At 68.1% G+C, this 16,228-nt stretch carries 11 protein-coding genes and 1 pseudogene; 10 read left to right on the forward strand and 2 right to left on the reverse strand.

The genetic code is table 11. From position 1 onward, the window contains the following. Positions 1–57 precede the first annotated feature (57 nt). The gene (locus CCUG20998_RS26690; protein ID WP_116269156.1) at positions 58–2,598 is read left to right on the forward strand and encodes a PE family protein; all 2,541 of its coding nucleotides are present in this window, start codon (positions 58–60) and stop codon (positions 2,596–2,598) included. A gap of 29 nt (positions 2,599–2,627) precedes the next feature. Here CCUG20998_RS26690 and CCUG20998_RS26695 read toward each other — a convergent pair whose 3' ends face one another. Beyond that, positions 2,628–3,416, reverse strand: coding sequence for an amidohydrolase family protein (locus CCUG20998_RS26695; protein ID WP_020731054.1), 789 nt, complete (start codon positions 3,414–3,416; stop codon positions 2,628–2,630). A gap of 268 nt (positions 3,417–3,684) precedes the next feature. On the opposite strand from CCUG20998_RS26695, the gene CCUG20998_RS26700 reads away from it, so the two are divergent. Continuing rightward, positions 3,685–4,671: an NAD-dependent epimerase/dehydratase family protein gene (locus tag CCUG20998_RS26700; protein WP_012396850.1), complete on the forward strand. Its 987-nt coding sequence runs from the start codon at positions 3,685–3,687 to the stop codon at positions 4,669–4,671. 10 nt (positions 4,672–4,681) lie between these two features. On the opposite strand, the gene CCUG20998_RS26705 is transcribed toward CCUG20998_RS26700, so the two are convergent. Further along, positions 4,682–5,908, reverse strand: coding sequence for a peptidoglycan DD-metalloendopeptidase family protein (locus CCUG20998_RS26705; RefSeq protein WP_020731055.1), 1,227 nt, complete (start codon positions 5,906–5,908; stop codon positions 4,682–4,684). 56 nt (positions 5,909–5,964) lie between these two features. Between CCUG20998_RS26705 and CCUG20998_RS26710 the strand changes: the two genes are divergently transcribed. The 8 genes and pseudogenes from CCUG20998_RS26710 (at position 5,965) to CCUG20998_RS26745 (ending at position 16,035) form a co-directional block, all read left to right on the forward strand. Beyond that, positions 5,965–6,195 (forward strand): hypothetical protein, encoded by a 231-nt coding sequence (locus CCUG20998_RS26710; protein ID WP_012396852.1) that lies wholly within the window; start codon positions 5,965–5,967, stop codon positions 6,193–6,195. A gap of 32 nt (positions 6,196–6,227) precedes the next feature. After that, positions 6,228–7,361 (forward strand): SPFH domain-containing protein, encoded by a 1,134-nt coding sequence (locus CCUG20998_RS26715; protein ID WP_012396853.1) that lies wholly within the window; start codon positions 6,228–6,230, stop codon positions 7,359–7,361. Between the two features lie 194 nt (positions 7,362–7,555). Further along, entirely contained in the window at positions 7,556–8,041 is a 486-nt protein-coding gene (locus CCUG20998_RS26720) for a GreA/GreB family elongation factor (protein WP_012396854.1), read from the forward strand. 134 nt (positions 8,042–8,175) lie between these two features. Then, positions 8,176–8,541: a GtrA family protein gene (locus tag CCUG20998_RS26725; RefSeq protein ID WP_085979938.1), complete on the forward strand. Its 366-nt coding sequence runs from the start codon at positions 8,176–8,178 to the stop codon at positions 8,539–8,541. A 98-nt stretch (positions 8,542–8,639) separates the two neighbouring features. Beyond that, positions 8,640–10,031 (forward strand): decaprenylphosphoryl-beta-D-ribose oxidase, encoded by a 1,392-nt coding sequence (locus CCUG20998_RS26730; protein WP_020731056.1) that lies wholly within the window; start codon positions 8,640–8,642, stop codon positions 10,029–10,031. Beyond that, complete coding sequence (locus CCUG20998_RS26735) at positions 10,032–10,796, forward strand: decaprenylphospho-beta-D-erythro-pentofuranosid-2-ulose 2-reductase (protein WP_011742444.1); 765 nt, start codon at positions 10,032–10,034, stop codon at positions 10,794–10,796. Between the two features lie 2 nt (positions 10,797–10,798). After that, entirely contained in the window at positions 10,799–12,763 is a 1,965-nt protein-coding gene (locus CCUG20998_RS26740; protein ID WP_020731057.1) for a galactan 5-O-arabinofuranosyltransferase, read from the forward strand. Continuing rightward, positions 12,763–16,035 (forward strand): annotated as a pseudogene (locus CCUG20998_RS26745) (arabinosyltransferase domain-containing protein). The gene CCUG20998_RS26740 and the pseudogene CCUG20998_RS26745 overlap by 1 nt, the downstream one beginning before the upstream one ends. The last annotated feature ends 193 nt before the right edge of the window (positions 16,036–16,228 follow it).

A 16,228-nucleotide genomic window follows, 5' to 3' on the forward strand; every position in this document is an offset into this window, starting at 1 on the left:
GGTGCGGTGATCGCGGATTTGGTGGTGTCGGGCGCCTAACGGTCGGGGGAACTAACGATGTCTTATGTCTTCGCGAGCCCGGAGGTGCTCAACGCCGCCGCTGCTGAGGTCTCGACCATCGGATCCAGCCTGCAGACGGCCAACGCGTCGGCGGCGGCGCCGACCACGGCCCTGCTGAGTGCGTTGGGCGCTGATGAGGTCTCAGCGGCGGTCACCGCGATGTTCGGCAACCACGCCCAGGCCTATCAGGCCGTCAGCACCCAGGCGGCGGAGTTTCACGACCGCTTCGTGGCCGCGTTGACCGCGGGCGCGGACGCCTACTCCAGTGCGGAAGCCTCGAGTGCCGCAACCTTGCAGAGCCTGCCCCAAGACCTGCTCAACGTGGTCAACGCGCCCACTCAGGCACTGCTGGGGCGGGCCCTGATCGGCAACGGCGCCAACGGCGCCGACGGGACCGGGCAGAACGGGGGCGATGGCGGCCTGTTGTGGGGCAACGGGGGTAACGGCGGAACCGGAGCGGCGGGGCAGGCCGGCGGCAACGGGGGCGCGGCGGGCCTAATCGGCAATGGCGGCGCCGGCGGGGCCGGCGGAGCGGGCGCCACCGGAGGCGCCGGGGGTACCGGCGGGGCCGGCGGCTGGTTGACCGGGGCCGGAGGGACCGGCGGGGCCGGCGGGACCGGCACTAGTGGCGGCGGCGGGATGGGCGGGGCCGGCGGGCAGGCCGGGTGGCTGTCCGGGGCCGGCGGGACCGGCGGGGCCGGCGGGGCCGGCGACAACGGCAGCGGTGGGTCCGGCGGCAGCGGCGGGGCCGGCGGCTTGTTCAACGCCGGTGGTGCCGGCGGCGCCGGTGGGACTTCCCTGGGCAACAGCGGCGATACCGGCGGGACGGGCGGAGCCGGCGGGGCCGGGGGCATCGTGGCCGGGGCGGGCGGCGCCGGCGGGGCCGGCGGCCTGTCTAGCAGCGGCGACGGCGGCGCCGGCGGCACCGGCGGCGACGGCGGATTCCTATTGGGCCAAGGAGCCGCGGGCGGGGCCGGCGGCAACGGCGGGGCCGGCGCTACCGGTATCACCGGGCCAGCCGGTCAAACCGGAGGCGACGGCGGGGCCGCCGGCAACGGCGGAAACGGCGGCGCCGGCGGCAAAGGCGGGCTGCTGTTGGGCGGCGGCGGGCGCGGCGGGGCCGGCGGCCTGGGCGGGGCCGGCGGGGCCGGTGGGATCGGCGGCACCGGCGCGGCCGCCACCACGCCCGGCGCCACCGGAGGCGACGGCGGCAACGGCGGGCTCGGCGGGACCGGCGGCACCGGTGGAAACGGCGGCGCCGGCGGACAAGCCGGCCTGTTCGGCGCCCAGGGTCAACAGGGCGCGGGCGGGGCCGGCGGCAACGGCGGGACCGGTGGGATCGCCGGCGACGGCGGCACCGGCGGGGCCGGTGATGCCACCCATCTCGATGGCGGCAAGGGCGGCAACGGCGGAAATCCAGGGCTCGGCGGGACCGGCGGCGCCGGGGGCACCGGAGCCAGCACCGGCACCCACGGCTCCGCCGGCGCCACCCCCACCACCGTGGCCGGAAATGGCGGCAAAGGTGGCGACGGCTACACCCCCACCACACCCGGCGCCGACGGCGGTAACGGCGGCGCCGGCGGAAACGGCGGTCTCTACGGAAACGGCGGCAACGGCGGAAACGGCGGAAACGGAACCGTTGGCGCCGCCGGCGTCAACCCCACCCCAAACCCGGTCCTCGGGCAGGCTGACCCCGGGACCGACGGTATTGACACCACCGGTATCGGTGGCGACGGCGGACCGGGTAGCCCGGGGGTGTTCGCCGGGCAGCAGGGCGGCAACGGCGGTGAGGGTGGCACGGGCGTCGACGTGGGTGGCGGCGGTGGTGATGGCCAAACCGGCGGGCCCGGCACCCTGGGAGGCAATGGCGGCAACGGCGGCACCGCCAGCATGGGCGGGTCCGGCGGCGGCGGCGGGTCCGGCGGCGATGGCGGCGGCGGGGGCGGCGCCGGGGGCAACGGTGCGATCGGCGGCTTTTCCGGCGGCAACGGTGGGGCCGGCGGTAGCGGCGGGTCCGGCGGCGGGGCGGGGGGCAACGGCGGCGATGGCGGCAACGCCACCGACCTCATGTTCGCCAACGGCGGCAACGGCGGCAACGGTGGCACCGGGGGTGAGGGAACCGCCGGCAGCGGTGGTGGTAGCGGCGGCAACGGAGGCGCCGGCGGGGCGGGCGGACTGTACGGCAACGGCGGCAACGGCGGCACGGGTGGCTCGGGTGCCGCCGGTGGCGTCGGCGCCATGGGCGGTAACGGAGGAAATGGCGGCAGCGGTGGCACTGGCACGACTGCCGGCGCCGACGGCAATGGCGGCAACGGCGGCACGGGTGGCGCCGGCGGCAATGGCGGCAACGGCGGCACGGGTGGCGCCGCTGGCTCGGGTGGAATGTTCGGCCAGATGGGCGACGCGGGCGACGGTGGTGACGCCGGCACTGGCGGCGAGGGCGGCGACGGCGGGACCGGCGGCAGCGGCGCAATGTCGGGCCAGACCGGTGACCAGGGCGCCGGCGGGACACCGGGCACCGCCGGCGCATCGGGCTAATCAGGGACGGCCCGCTCGCCGCACGCGCTTTACCGGTCCTGGGCCTCGGGCAGCCGATAGAACGCGGCCGAGTTCTCCCACAGCACCTTGCTGGCGCCCGCGTCCCCGAGCGCCTCGCTGATCAGATCGATGTCGCTGTCCTCGAACGGGCGCCGAGCACGCGTCGAGGGCAGGTCAGTGCCGAACATCAGGGCATCGGGGTTGACCGCGTGGATCGTCTTCACCGTGTCCCGCACATCCAAACCGACCCGGCCGAAGCCGGTCGCCTTGACCCGAATCCCCTTGTCCACCAACGGCAGCAACAGCTCAACCCCTTCGGCTGACATGCCCAGATGGTCGATGCTGACCGCTGGCAGCGCAATGAGCTGATCGGCCAACTGCCCGAGGTGCGCGGCATCGACATAGAGCTCGACATGCCAACCCGCAATGTCGTGGACCCGGCGGGCGAACGAGTTCAATTCGTCGATGGTCTCGGACCCACCGCGATAGAGATTGAACCGGACCGCACGGATTCCGGCGGCATCAAGATCGCGTATCTCCGCGTCCGAAGTCGTCGAGGGCAACTGAGTGACCCCGACAAAGCCGGGCCCCAACCGCGCCAGCGAATCCCGCAAATACCCTTGGTCGAACCCCTGGAATGACCCGGAAACAACGGCACCACCCCGGATGCCCAGCCCGGCGGTGCGGGCGCGGTAGTCGCCGATGGTAAAGGCGGGCGGGAAATAGCCCTCGTTTCCGATCAGCGGAAACGAGGGGTCGATGATGTGGAAATGCGCATCGAATAGCCTTGCCGGCGGCTGCCGCTGCGATGCCCGCATGACAAATCTCCTGTCCCGCGCAGCCTGCCTGCGACGATGGCGGCACGCCAGGCTACCAACCCCGCGAAACCCGCGCCGGCGACACCGGTATTGGCCGCCTTTGCTCTGGTCTCCCGCCGGAGCCATAAGGTGTTCCGACACGCCGCCGCACGTATACTTCATCAATGAAACGGCCTTCACGAGATTTCGAAATCAGCTGACAAGTCCTGCCATTGCGTGTGAGCATCGATTCAGGTCGCTATTGCCGATGAGACTCGAAGGGTAGCGGATGGAAATTCTGGTCATCGGGGGCGCGGGCTTCCAAGGCAGCCACCTGACCGAATCCCTATTGGCCGATGGACATTGGGTAACCGTCCTCAATACACCTTCTAAAAACACCACTCGCAACATGCAAGGGTTCCAATCGCATGAACGGGTTTCATTTATCTCCGGATCGGTAACCGACGGGGAGACGGTGTATCGCGCGGTGCGTGATCACCACGTCGTATTTCACCTGGCGGCCAGAACCAACGTTGACGAGTCGCTTAGCGACCCGAAAAGCTTTCTCGAAACAAATGTCATGGGCACCTACCGAGCACTCGAAGCGGTGCGCCGCTACCGCAACCGGCTGATATACGTGTCCACCTGCGAAGTTTACGGAGATGGGCACAATCTCGAGGAAGGCCAGCGCCTCGACGAACACGCCGAACTCAAACCGAATAGCCCCTACGCCGCGTCCAAGGCCGCCGCCGACCGGCTGTGCTACTCGTATTTTCGCTCCTTCGGAATCGACGTCACCATCGTCCGCCCGTTCAATATCTTTGGAATTCGCCAAAAGACCGGCCGATTCGGCGCGCTGATTCCACGGCTCGTCCGACAGGCAATCAATGGCAAGAACCTGACAATTTTCGGCGCGGGGACTTCGAGCCGCGATTATCTCTACATCAGCGATATCGTGAACGCCTACAACCTGATATTGCAAACCCCGTCCCTGCGTGGCCAGACCATCAATTTTGCCAGCGGTAAAGACACCTGCGTGAAGGATATCGTCGAGTACGTCGCAGGTAAATTCGATGCCACAATCGAACATCGCGATGCCCGCCCCGGGGAGGTCCAGCGATTTCCCGCCGATATCTCATTGGCGAGAAGCATCGGATTCGAGCCGCAAGTCGATATTTGGGAAGGCATCGACAGGTACATCGCCTGGGCTAAGGATCAGCCCCAGCACGCATACGAGCTGGACGGGCTCGGCGACAGGTCGACCGCGAACGGATGACCGTCCCCCACTAGCGCTGGGGCGCGGTAATCGTGCACGGGGTGGCCGGCGGATAACTGCCCGACACCGCCCGCAGCCGCCCGGGCGGCGGCCACGGCCGCAGCCCCAGGTTGGCGAGATAGCGCAGCGGGTTGACGTGCGAGCCGCGCTGTCGGACCTCGAAATGCAGATAGCCGTCGCCGGAGTCGCCCTCCGCGCCGATCGCGCCGAGCCGCGCACCCGCGCGCACCTGGTCGCCAACCGACATCCCGTTTCGCTCTGTCGGGCGAAACACATAGACGACGTCGAGGTCCGGGCCCTGCGAGATCGTCATTGACAGCAAGCCGTCGACATCATCGATGGCGCTGACCGCCCCGGACACCACGGCGTACACGGGTGTTCCCGGGTCGGCGGCGAAGTCGACACCGGGGTGAAAACCACCGGCGCGTTGCCCGTACCCACGGCCGATGGCCCGCGGTTCCCGGTCAATCGGCAGCCGCCCGCCCGGCTCGAGCGGGTCGAAGTCGCCGCGGATGCGCCGCTGATAGTCGGCTTTGAGCAGGTCGACCTCGTCGAGCGCGTAACCGAACAGCAGGGACCGGTCGTAGGCCACCCCGAAGTTGTGCCGGTAGTCCGGATCGAGCCGGAGATAGTGCTCGACTCTGGAAATCCGCTCCGCCAGCGTCGACCAACCGTCGTGCACCAGCCGGACCCCCTCCAGCCGGCCGATCCGACCGTGGTCGGTGATATTGGCCGGCCAGTGCGGGTTGTGCATCAGCTTGATCCCGGCACGCAGACCCGGAGACCAGCGCCAGAAGGGCCCGCGCAGCGCTTCGGCGGTTCCCATGACCGGAATCAGCTCGGGGTATTCGGGATCGTCCCAGCTGGACACGATCGGGCACAGCAGCGCCGCCACGTCCTCGGGGGTGCGGGCCAGGGCCGCACGGACATCGATGTCGGTCTCGACAAGCCAATCCGCGTCGACCATCATCACCCAGTCCGGGCGGCAGAAATCGGCCATCCGATACAGCAGTTCCAGCCCGGTGGACTCCGGAATCAGCCAGGGCGTGGCGGGAAGATCAGAACGGGCACGCACCACATTCGTCACCGCAGGGTGGTTCGCCAGAATCTCGGCGGTGTCATCGGTGCTGCGGTCATCGATCACATAGATGTCGTCGCTGAACGCAGCCAACGAGTCCAACGTGCGCACCAACGTCCGTCCGGCGTTGTGCGCGCGTGTTACCGCCAGAATCCGCATGCAGTCTCTCTATCACCCGAGAACGCAAAAGCCAGTAGCTGGAAGAATATGCAAGTGTGAGCGACGCCTCGGTGATCGGTTGCGTCGGGACGTTGGTGGTCGCGACCCGCGGCAAACATGGTGCCGGTGAGGTCCTGCTCACCGTTCGGGGCTCCAAGGAGGCCTTCCTGGCACGATCTGACCATCCGTTACCCAAAGGCACCACGGTGCTGGTGGTAGGGGTTCGGGGAGCCCGGACGGTGCTCGTCGAGCCCTGGAACGATCTGGTCGTAACCGAACTTCTCTGATCCAAACCACGAAAAATTCAAGGAGTCCAACAATGCTCGGTTACAAGGTTCCCGATCCGGATGAGGCGATGCTGATATCCGGGGGCCGGGTCAAAGGCAACGCGCCGTTTCGCGTGGTAACCGGCCACGGGTCCTTCGTCGTTCCGTTCTTCCGTAAGGTCCGCTTCCTCACGCTGGCGATGTGTGAAGCCGAGGTCGCCGAGAAATGCGTGACGCAGCAGGGCATCACGCTCAACGTCCGGGCGGTCATCGCCTTCAAGGTCGGCAACGACACCGAGAGCATCATCGCCGCGGCGCAACGATTCCTCTCCGAACAAGACCAGATGTCGGTCTTGACCGGGCGCATCTTTGCCGGCCACCTGCGCTCGATCATCGGCTCCATGACCGTCGAAGAGATCATCCGGGAGCGCCAAAAGCTCGCGACCGAGGTGCTCGACGGTTCCAAGGAAGAGATGGCCCGAATCGGCCTCAACGTCGACGCCCTGCAGATCCAGTCGATCGACGACGACGGGCTCGGCTACATCGACGCGATGTCGGCACCGCACAATGCGGCGATCCAGCAGCAAGCACAGATCGCCCAGGCGCAGGCCAACCAGTTGTCCGCCGAGGCAGAGCAGGAATCGCAGCGCAAGCAAGCCGAATTCGCCCGTGAGACCGCCATTGTCAAGGCGCAATACAAGGCCGAGGTCGACAAGGCTCAGGCCCAGGCCGCCCAGGCCGGTCCGCTGGCCGAGGCCCAGTCCCAGCGCGAGGTGCTCGAGATGCGCACCGAACTGGCCGAGCGGGCCGCCGAGTTGCGCCAGCAGGAGCTGGTCGCCGAGGTGGTCAAGCCGGCCGAGGCCGAAGCCGAACGGGTCCGCATCCTGGCCGTCGCCGACGCCGAGAAGATGAAGATCCAGGCCGAGGCCGCGGCGTCGCACAACCGGGTGGCGCTGGATCGCATGCTCATCGACCAGCTGCCCGACATCGTCGAAAAGGCCGCCCTGGGTCTCTCGGGCGCAAATCTCACCGTGCTCAATGGCGCCGACGGGCTCAGCCAGGTGGCCGCGGGGCTGGTCTCTCAAGGGGTCGCCATTTTCGACGCGATGCGCGGCAGCGTCGCTGACGACAACGACGGGGAGAACGCGGTGGCGCCCTGGAACGCCGGAACCACAGACAACGTCTAGCAAGGCGGTTGGCGCCACCGGCGGGTGGCCACGACGGTCCGGGGCAAGCCGCCGGACTTTATCGGGCTGTAAACGCTTCACGAATACAGGTGACGGCGGCCTGTCAGTGGTGTAACACTGGAACGCCACATGGCCGATGAGTTATTGGCAAACGGAACTACGGGCAACCCACATCGGACGAAAGGTCGACGGACGTGAGTGAGGAAGTCCAATCACCAGGGCTGGCAGAGGCAGCGCGCGATAACCTCGCCGCCGAGCTGGCCCGGCTCCGGCAACGCCACGACCGGCTGGAGATCGAGGTCAAAAACGACCGCGGAATGATCGGCGATCACGGCGACGCGGCTGAGGCGATTCAGCGCGCCGACGAACTGGCCGTGCTGACCGAACGGATCCACGAGCTCGATCGGCGACTGAAAGCCGGGCCGTCCAACGCGACCGGGTCCGAAACGCTGCCAAGTGGCACCGAGGTCACCTTGCGCTTCGACGATGGCGAGGTGGTCACGATGCACGTGATCGCCATCGTCGAGGAGAACCCGGTCGGCCACGAGTACGAGACGCTGACCGCGCACAGCCCGCTGGGGCAGGCCCTGGCGGGGCGCCAGGCGGGTGACACGGTGACCTACTCCACCCCGCGCGGACCGAGCCAGGTGGAACTCCTCTCGATCAAGTTGCCCACCTAGTAGCGCCCGTTCCCGACAGAACGCCAGAATCGCTCGCCAACCTGGTTAGACTTCCCCCGATGATCCCGCCAGAGCCCGCTGCCGCGCCCGCCGAAGAGCACCAGCGCCAGCATTTGCATCTGACGACTCAGATGATCCGCTTCATCGTGACCGGCGGTTTCGCGGCAATCGTCGACTTCAGCGTGTACGTGGTGCTCTACAAGGTGGTCGGCCTGCAGGTCGACCTGTCCAAGTTCATCAGCGTCGTGATCGGCACCATCACCGCCTACCTGATCAATCGCCGGTGGACGTTCCAGGCGGCACCAAGCGGGGCGCGATTTGCCGCCGTGATGGCTCTCTACGGGGTCACCTTCGCCGTGCAGGTCGGAATCAACCACCTCTGTCTTGCACTTATGCACTATCGCGGGTGGGCCATACCGGTCGCATTCGTGATCGCCCAGGCCGTTGCTACGGTGATCAACTTCGTGGTGCAGCGGGCCGTGATCTTCCGCAGGCACTGAGCCGGTCCCGCCCAAACTGCACTTTCCCGCCGGCAAAACGCCCGCTACCGGCGTGAGCGTGGGCATCCTTGCCGAACCAAGCGGTACCCTCTTTGACGATGTTTAGCGCGCCCGTTCCCACCGCACCCACCCGGCTGACCGGATGGGGTCGAACCGCGCCGTCGGTTGCCGAGGTGCTCCGCACCCCAGATCCCGAGGTGATCGCGACAGCAGTCGCGCGTGTCGCCGACTCCGGTGCCAGGGGCGTCATCGCCCGCGGCCTGGGCAGGTCCTACGGCGACAACGCGCAAAACGGCGGCGGGTTGGTGATCGACATGAGCCCGCTGAACAAGATCCACTCGATCAGCGCCGACAGCAAGCTTGTCGACGTCGATGCCGGGGTGAATCTCGACCAGCTGATGAAGGCGGCGCTACCGCTGGGCCTGTGGGTCCCGGTATTGCCGGGCACCCGGCAAGTCACCATCGGCGGTGCGATCGCATGCGACATCCACGGCAAGAACCACCACAGCGCGGGCAGCTTCGGCAACCATGTGCGCAGCCTGGACCTGCTGACCGCCGACGGCGAAGTCCGCCACCTCACCCCGACGGGCACCGAGACCGCAGACACCGAGCTGTTTTGGGCCACCGTCGGCGGCAACGGCCTGACCGGGATCATCCTGCGCGCCACCATCGAGATGACGCCCACCGAGACGGCGTACTTCATCGCCGACGGCGACGTCACCGCCAGCCTGGACGAAACCATCGCGTTGCACAGCGACGGCAGCGAAGGCAACTACACCTATTCCAGCGCCTGGTTCGACGCGATCAGCGGGCCGCCCAAGCTGGGCCGTGCCGCGGTGTCGCGCGGCTGCTTGGCCACCATCGACCAGCTCCCCACCAAGCTGCAACGGGATCCGCTGAAATTCGACGCGCCGCAACTGCTCACATTTCCCGACGTATTCCCCAATGGGCTGGCCAACAAATACACCTTCGGGCCGATCGGCGAGCTCTGGTACCGCAAGTCCGGCACCTATCGGGGCAAGGTCCAGAATCTGACGCAGTTCTACCACCCGCTGGACATGTTCGGTGAGTGGAACCGCGCCTATGGTCCGGCGGGTTTCCTGCAATATCAGTTCGTGGTTCCCACCGAGGCGGTCGACGAGTTCAAGCGGATCATCGGCGACATCCAGGCCAGCGGGCACTACTCATTTCTCAATGTGTTCAAGTTGTTCGGCGCCGGGAATCAGGCCCCGCTGAGCTTCCCGATTCCCGGCTGGAACATCTGCGTCGACTTTCCGATCAAGGCGGGTCTGAACGAGTTCGTCAGCGAACTCGATCGCCGGGTCATGGAATTCGGCGGCCGCCTCTACACCGCCAAGGACTCTCGTACCACCGCTGAAACCTTTCACGCCATGTATCCGCGCATCGACGAATGGATCGCCGTGCGCCGCAAGGTGGACCCCTGCGGGGTGTTCGCCTCCGACATGGCCCGACGTTTGGAGCTGCTCTAAATGGTGCTGGACGCCGTAGGAAATCCCCAGAGCGTGCTGCTGCTCGGCGGCACCTCCGAAATCGGTCTGGCCATTTGCCAGCGCTACCTGCGTAACGCTCCGGCCCGGATCGTGCTGGCCTGCCTGCCCGATGACCCGGGCCGCGACGACGCGGTCGCGCAGATGAAGGCCGCCGGCGCCTCCTCGGTCGAGCTGATCGACTTCGACGCGATGGACACCGACAGTCACCCGAAGGTGATCGAGCAGGCATTCGGCGGCGGCGATGTCGACGTGGCCATCGTCGCGTTCGGTTTGCTCGGCGATGCCGAAGAGCTGTGGCAAAACCAGCACAAGGCCGTGCAGATCGCCGAGATCAACTACACCGCGGCGGTGTCGGTGGGCGTGCTGCTGGGCGAGAAGATGCGGGCCCAGGGCTTCGGCCAGATCATCGCCATGAGCACGGTGGCCGGTGAACGCGTACGACGCTCCAACTTCGTCTACGGATCCACCAAGGCCGGCCTGGACGGCTTCTACCTCGGGCTGTCAGAGGCTCTGCGTGAACACGGGGTTCGTGTCCTGGTGATCCGGCCGGGTCAGGTGCGCACCCGGATGAGCGCACACGTCAAGGAAGCTCCACTGACGGTGGACAAGGAGTACGTCGCCAACCTCGCGGTGACCGCCGCCGCAAAAGGTAAGGAACTGGTTTGGGCGCCAGCAGCATTTCGCTACGTGATGATGGTGTTGCGTCACATCCCGCGGAGCATCTTCCGCAGGCTGCCAATCTGAGCATGCGTAATGCACTGGCCACCCTCGGCCAGATGGCGGCCGCGGTACTGGTGGCCGTGACCGTCGCGGTGGTCGCCCTGTCCGCCATTTCGCAGGTGCAGTGGCCGGCCTTTCCGTCGTCCAACCAGCTGCACGCGCTGACCACCGTCGGCCAGGTCGGCTGCCTGGCCGGCCTGCTCGGCGCCGGCTGGGCCTGGCGACGCGGCGGCCGGCTGCGGTGGCCGGCTCAGCTGGGTGGCTTGGTGTTCGTCTCGGCGTTCACCGTGGTGACGCTCGGCATGCCGCTGGGGGCCACCCGGCTGTACCTGTTCGGCATCTCGGTGGACCAGCAGTTCCGCACCGAATACCTGACCCGGCTGACCGACAGCCCGGCACTGCACGACATGACCTACATCGGGCTGCCGCCGTTCTACCCGCCGGGCTGGTTCTGGATCGGCGGTCGCGCCGCGGCGCTGACCGGCAGCCCCGCCTGGGAAATGTTCAAGCCGTGGGCCATCACCTCGATCGCCGTCGCGGTCGCGGTCGCGCTGGTGCTGTGGTGGCGAATGATTCGCTTCGAGTACGCGCTGCTGGTCACCATCGCCACCACGGCGGTGACGCTGGCCTACAGCTCGCCGGAGCCCTACGCCGCGATGATCACGGTGCTGCTGCCGCCGGTGCTGGTGCTGACGTGGTCGGGCCTGCGCGCCGGCGCCCCGCCCGCCGCCGAACGTCACGCCAGCGTGGCGCCCGACACCGAAAGCCACGCTGACGTGACGCTGGGCGCCGCGGCGGCTCGGGGCTGGGCCGCGGTGGTCGGCGCCGGGATCTTTCTCGGCTTCGCCGCCACCTGGTACACGCTGCTGGTGGCCTACAGCGCGTTCACGGTCACGCTGATGGCCGCGCTGTTGGCCGTGTCGCGGTGGCGTCGCGGCGGGCTCAGGGCCGCGGTGGATCCGCTGCGACGGCTCGCCGTGATCGCCGCGATCGCCGCGACGATCGCGTCCACCACCTGGCTGCCCTACCTGTTGCGAGCGGCCCGTGACCCGGTCAGCGACACCGGCAGCGCCCAGCACTACCTGCCCGCCGACGGCGCCGAACTGACCTTCCCGATGCTGCAGTTCTCGCTGCTGGGCGCGCTGTGCATGCTGGGCACCCTGTGGCTGGTGGTGCGGGCACGGTCCTCGACCCGGGCCGGCGCCCTGGCCATCGGGGTGCTGGCCGTCTACCTGTGGTCACTGCTGTCGATGCTGACCACGCTGGCGCGCACCACCCTGTTGTCGTTCCGGTTGCAGCCGACCCTGACCGTGCTGTTGGCCACGGCCGGGGTCTTTGGCTTCCTGGAAGGAACGCGTGCGCTGACCACCCGCAGCCGCGCCGCGCTGCCCGTCGCCGCCGCGATCGGACTGGCCGGGGCGATCGCGTTCAGCCAGGACATTCCCGACGTGTTACGGCCCGACCTCACGATTGCCTACACCGACACCGACGGGTACGGCGAGCGCGGCGATCAGCGCCCGCCCGGTTCCGAGAAGTACTACTCGACGATCGACACGGCCATCCGAAAGATCACCGGCAAGCCGCGCGATCAGGTCGTCGTGATGACCGCCGACTACAGCTTCCTGTCCTACTACCCCTACTGGGGTTTTCAAGGTCTGACGTCGCATTACGCCAACCCGCTGGCGCAGTTCGACAAGCGCGCGGCCCAGATCGAGAGCTGGGCCAGGCTCAAGACGTCCGACGAGTTCGTCCAGGCCCTGGACAAACTGCCCTGGCCGGCGCCAACGGTTTTCCTGATGCGACGCGGCGCCGGTCCCGGTTCGGGCGCTAGCTACACCCTGCGGCTGGCCGAAGACGTCTACCCCAACCAGCCCAATGTCCGGCGTTACACCGTCGACCTCAAGGCCGCGCTGTTCGCCGACCCACGCTTCACCGTCGAGACCATCGGCCCCTTCGTGCTGGCCATCCGCAAGCCGGCGGCGAGCGCCTGATGGCGACCGAGACCGCACCCGGCGCATTGGAACAATTACCATCTACGTCCGTGAGCGATTCGGGAGCAAAGTACCGGATTGCCCGACTCGTCGCCGTGCTCACGGGTCTGCTGGGGACCCTTCTGGCGCTGGCAACCCCGCTGCTGCCGGTCGACCAGACCACGGCCAAGCTGAATTGGCCGCAGAACGGCACGTTCAGCAGCGTCGAGGCACCGCTGATCAGCTATGTGGCCACCGATCTCGATGTCACCATCCCCTGTTCGGCGGCCGCCGGGCTGGCCGGCCCGCAGAAAAACGGCAAGACGGTGCTGCTGTCGACGGTGCCCAAGCAAGCCCCCAACGCCGTCGACCGTGGACTACTCGTTCAGCGCGCCAATGACGATCTGGTTCTCGTGGTGCGCAACGTCCCGGTGGTCTCCGCGCCGCTGAGCCAAGTGCTCAGCCCCGCCTGCCAGCGTTTGACCTTCACCGCGCACGCCGAGAGCGTCACCGCCGAATTCGTCGGGCTCAAGCAGGGCCCCAACGCCGAGCATCCGGGCGAGCCGTTGCGCGGCGAACGCAGCGGCTACGACTTCCGGCCGCAAATCGTCGGGGTGTTCACCGATCTGACCGGGCCGACACCGCCGGGCCTGAGCTTCTCCGCAACCATCGACACCCGCTACAGCAGCAGCCCCACTCCGTTGAAGATGGCCGCGATGATCATCGGCCTGCTGTCCACCGCGGTCGCCCTGGTCGCTCTGCACATCCTCGATACCGCCGACGGCACCCGGCATCGGCGCATCCTGCCGCCGCGCTGGTGGTCGATCGGCGCGCTGGACGGGCTGGTCACCGCCGTGTTGGTGTGGTGGCACTTCGTCGGCGCCAACACCTCCGACGACGGCTACATCCTGACCATGGCCCGGGTGTCCGAGCACGCCGGCTACATGGCGAACTACTACCGCTGGTTCGGCACGCCCGAGGCGCCGTTCGGCTGGTACTACGACCTGTTGGCGATGTGGGCCCATGTCAGCACCGCCAGCGTCTGGATGCGCCTGCCCACCCTGGCGATGGCATTGACCTGCTGGTGGGTGATCAGCCGGGAGGTCATCCCGCGGCTGGGGCACGCCGTCAAGACCAACCGGGCCGCGGCCTGGACGGCCGCGGGCATGTTCCTGGCGGTCTGGCTGCCGCTGAACAACGGGCTGCGCCCAGAGCCGATCATCGCCCTGGGCATCCTGCTGACCTGGTGTTCGGTCGAGCGAGCGGTGGCCACCAGCCGGCTGCTGCCGGTGGCAATCGCCTGCATCATCGGTGCCCTGACCCTGTTCTCCGGGCCTACCGGCATCGCCTCCATCGGCGCGCTGCTGGTCGCGATCGGGCCGCTGCGCACCATCCTGCACCGCCGCTACAAACAGTTCGGCGCGCTGCCGCTGCTGGCGCCGCTGCTCGCCGCGGCCACCGTCACCGTGATCCTGATCTTCCGTGACCAGACCTTCGCGGGCGAGGCTCAGGCCAGCGTGCTCAAACGCGCCGTCGGCCCCAGCCTCAAGTGGTTTGACGAGCACATCCGCTACGAGCGACTGTTCATGGCCAGCCCCGACGGCTCGGTGGCCCGTCGCTTCGCGGTCCTGGCGCTAATCCTCGCGCTCGCCGTCGTGGTGGCAATGTCGCTGCGCAAGGGCCGGATTCCTGGCACTGCGGCAGGCCCCAGCCGCCGCATCATCGGCATCACGATCATCTCGTTCTTGGCGATGATGTTCACCCCGACCAAATGGACCCACCACTTCGGGGTGTTCGCCGGGCTGGCCGGCTCGCTGGGAGCGCTGGCCGCCGTCGCCGTGACCGGCGTGGCGATGCGCTCGCGTCGCAACCGCACCGTGTTCGCCGCCGTGGTGCTGTTTGTGATGGCGCTGTCGTTCGCCAGCGTCAACGGCTGGTGGTATGTCTCCAACTTCGGCGTTCCGTGGTCGAACTCGTTCCCCAGACTGCGGTGGTCGCTGACCACCGCACTGCTCGAGCTGTCGGTGATCGTGCTGGTGGTGGCCGCCTGGTTCAACTTCGTCGCCACCGGGGACGGGCCGCCCAGGACCCGCCTCGGGGCGCGGCTGGCGCCGATCGTCCAAGCGCCGCTGGCCATTGCCACCTGGTTGCTGGTGACGATGGAAGTCGTCTCGTTGACCCAGGGCATGATGTCGCAGTACCCGGCGTGGTCGGTGGGCCGGTCCAACCTGCAGGCGCTGACCGGCAAGAGCTGTGGGCTGGCCGAAGACGTGCTGGTGGAGCTGGATCCCGACGCGGGAATGCTGCCCCCGATGAGCGCTCCGGTGGCCGATGCGCTGGGCGCCGGCCTGTCAGACGGGTTCACCGCCAACGGAATCCCCGCCAACGTCTCCGCGGACCCGGTGATGGAGCGCCCGGGCGACCGCAGCTTCGTCAACGACGACGGTCTGGTGACCGGCACCGAGGCCGGCACCGAGGGCGGCACCACTGCCGCGCCGGGCATCAATGGCTCGCGCGCGCGGCTGCCTTTCAACCTCGATCCGGCGCGCACGCCGGTGCTGGGCAGCTGGCGATCCGGCATCCAGGTGCCTGCCATGCTGCGGTCGGGCTGGTATCGGCTGCCCCCCGCGGATCAGCGGAGGAAGACACCGCTACTGGTGGTGTCCGCGGCCGGCCGGTTCGATCCCCGCGAAGTCCAGGTGCAGTGGGCCACCGATGAGCAAGCGGCAGCTGGGAAGCACGGCGGCTCGATGGGGTTTGCCGACGTCGGCGCGGCACCGGCGTGGCGCAACCTGCGGGCGACGCTGTCCGCCATCCCCGACTCCGCCACGCAAATCCGCCTGGTGGCCGACGACAACGACCTGCTCCGCAGCACTGGATCGCCCTGACCCCGCCGCGGATCCCGCAACTGCGCACGTTGCAGGAGGTGGTGGGCTCCAAGGATCCGGTGTTCCTGGACTGGCTGGTGGGCCTGGCCTTCCCGTGCCAGCGGCCATTCGGCCATCAGAACGGTGTCGATGAATCACCGAAATGGCGGATCCTGCCGGACCGGTTCGGCGCGGAAGCCAACTCACCCGTGATGGACAAGAACGGCGGTGGCCCGCTCGGCGTCACCGAGCTGCTGTTCCATGCGACGACGGTCGCCAGCTACCTCAAGGACGACTGGTTCCGGGACTGGGGGCGCGTTGCAGCGCCTCACGCCGTACTACCCGGAGGCCGAACCGGCACGGCTGCAGCTGGGCACGGCAACCCACAGCGGTCTGTGGAATCCGGCACCCTTGCGTAAAGGTTAGCGGGGCCCCGAGGCGGTGGGCAACCGCTTTGCGGACTCGCAGCCGCGCCGCACCCAATCCGCCTGTCCGACCCTTCGCCACGGCGCCGGAATCGCTTTGCGGCGGCGCGTCCTGACGGCGCTGGATCCGCCGATCCGGGCCCTCCCCGGAGCCGCTTTGCGGCCCCGCGTCCTCACCGCGCTAAGCCGCGTCG

Origin of the sequence: Mycobacterium marinum (assembly GCF_003391395.1) — a bacterium.
Taxonomy (GTDB): Bacteria; Actinomycetota; Actinomycetes; order Mycobacteriales; family Mycobacteriaceae; genus Mycobacterium; species Mycobacterium marinum.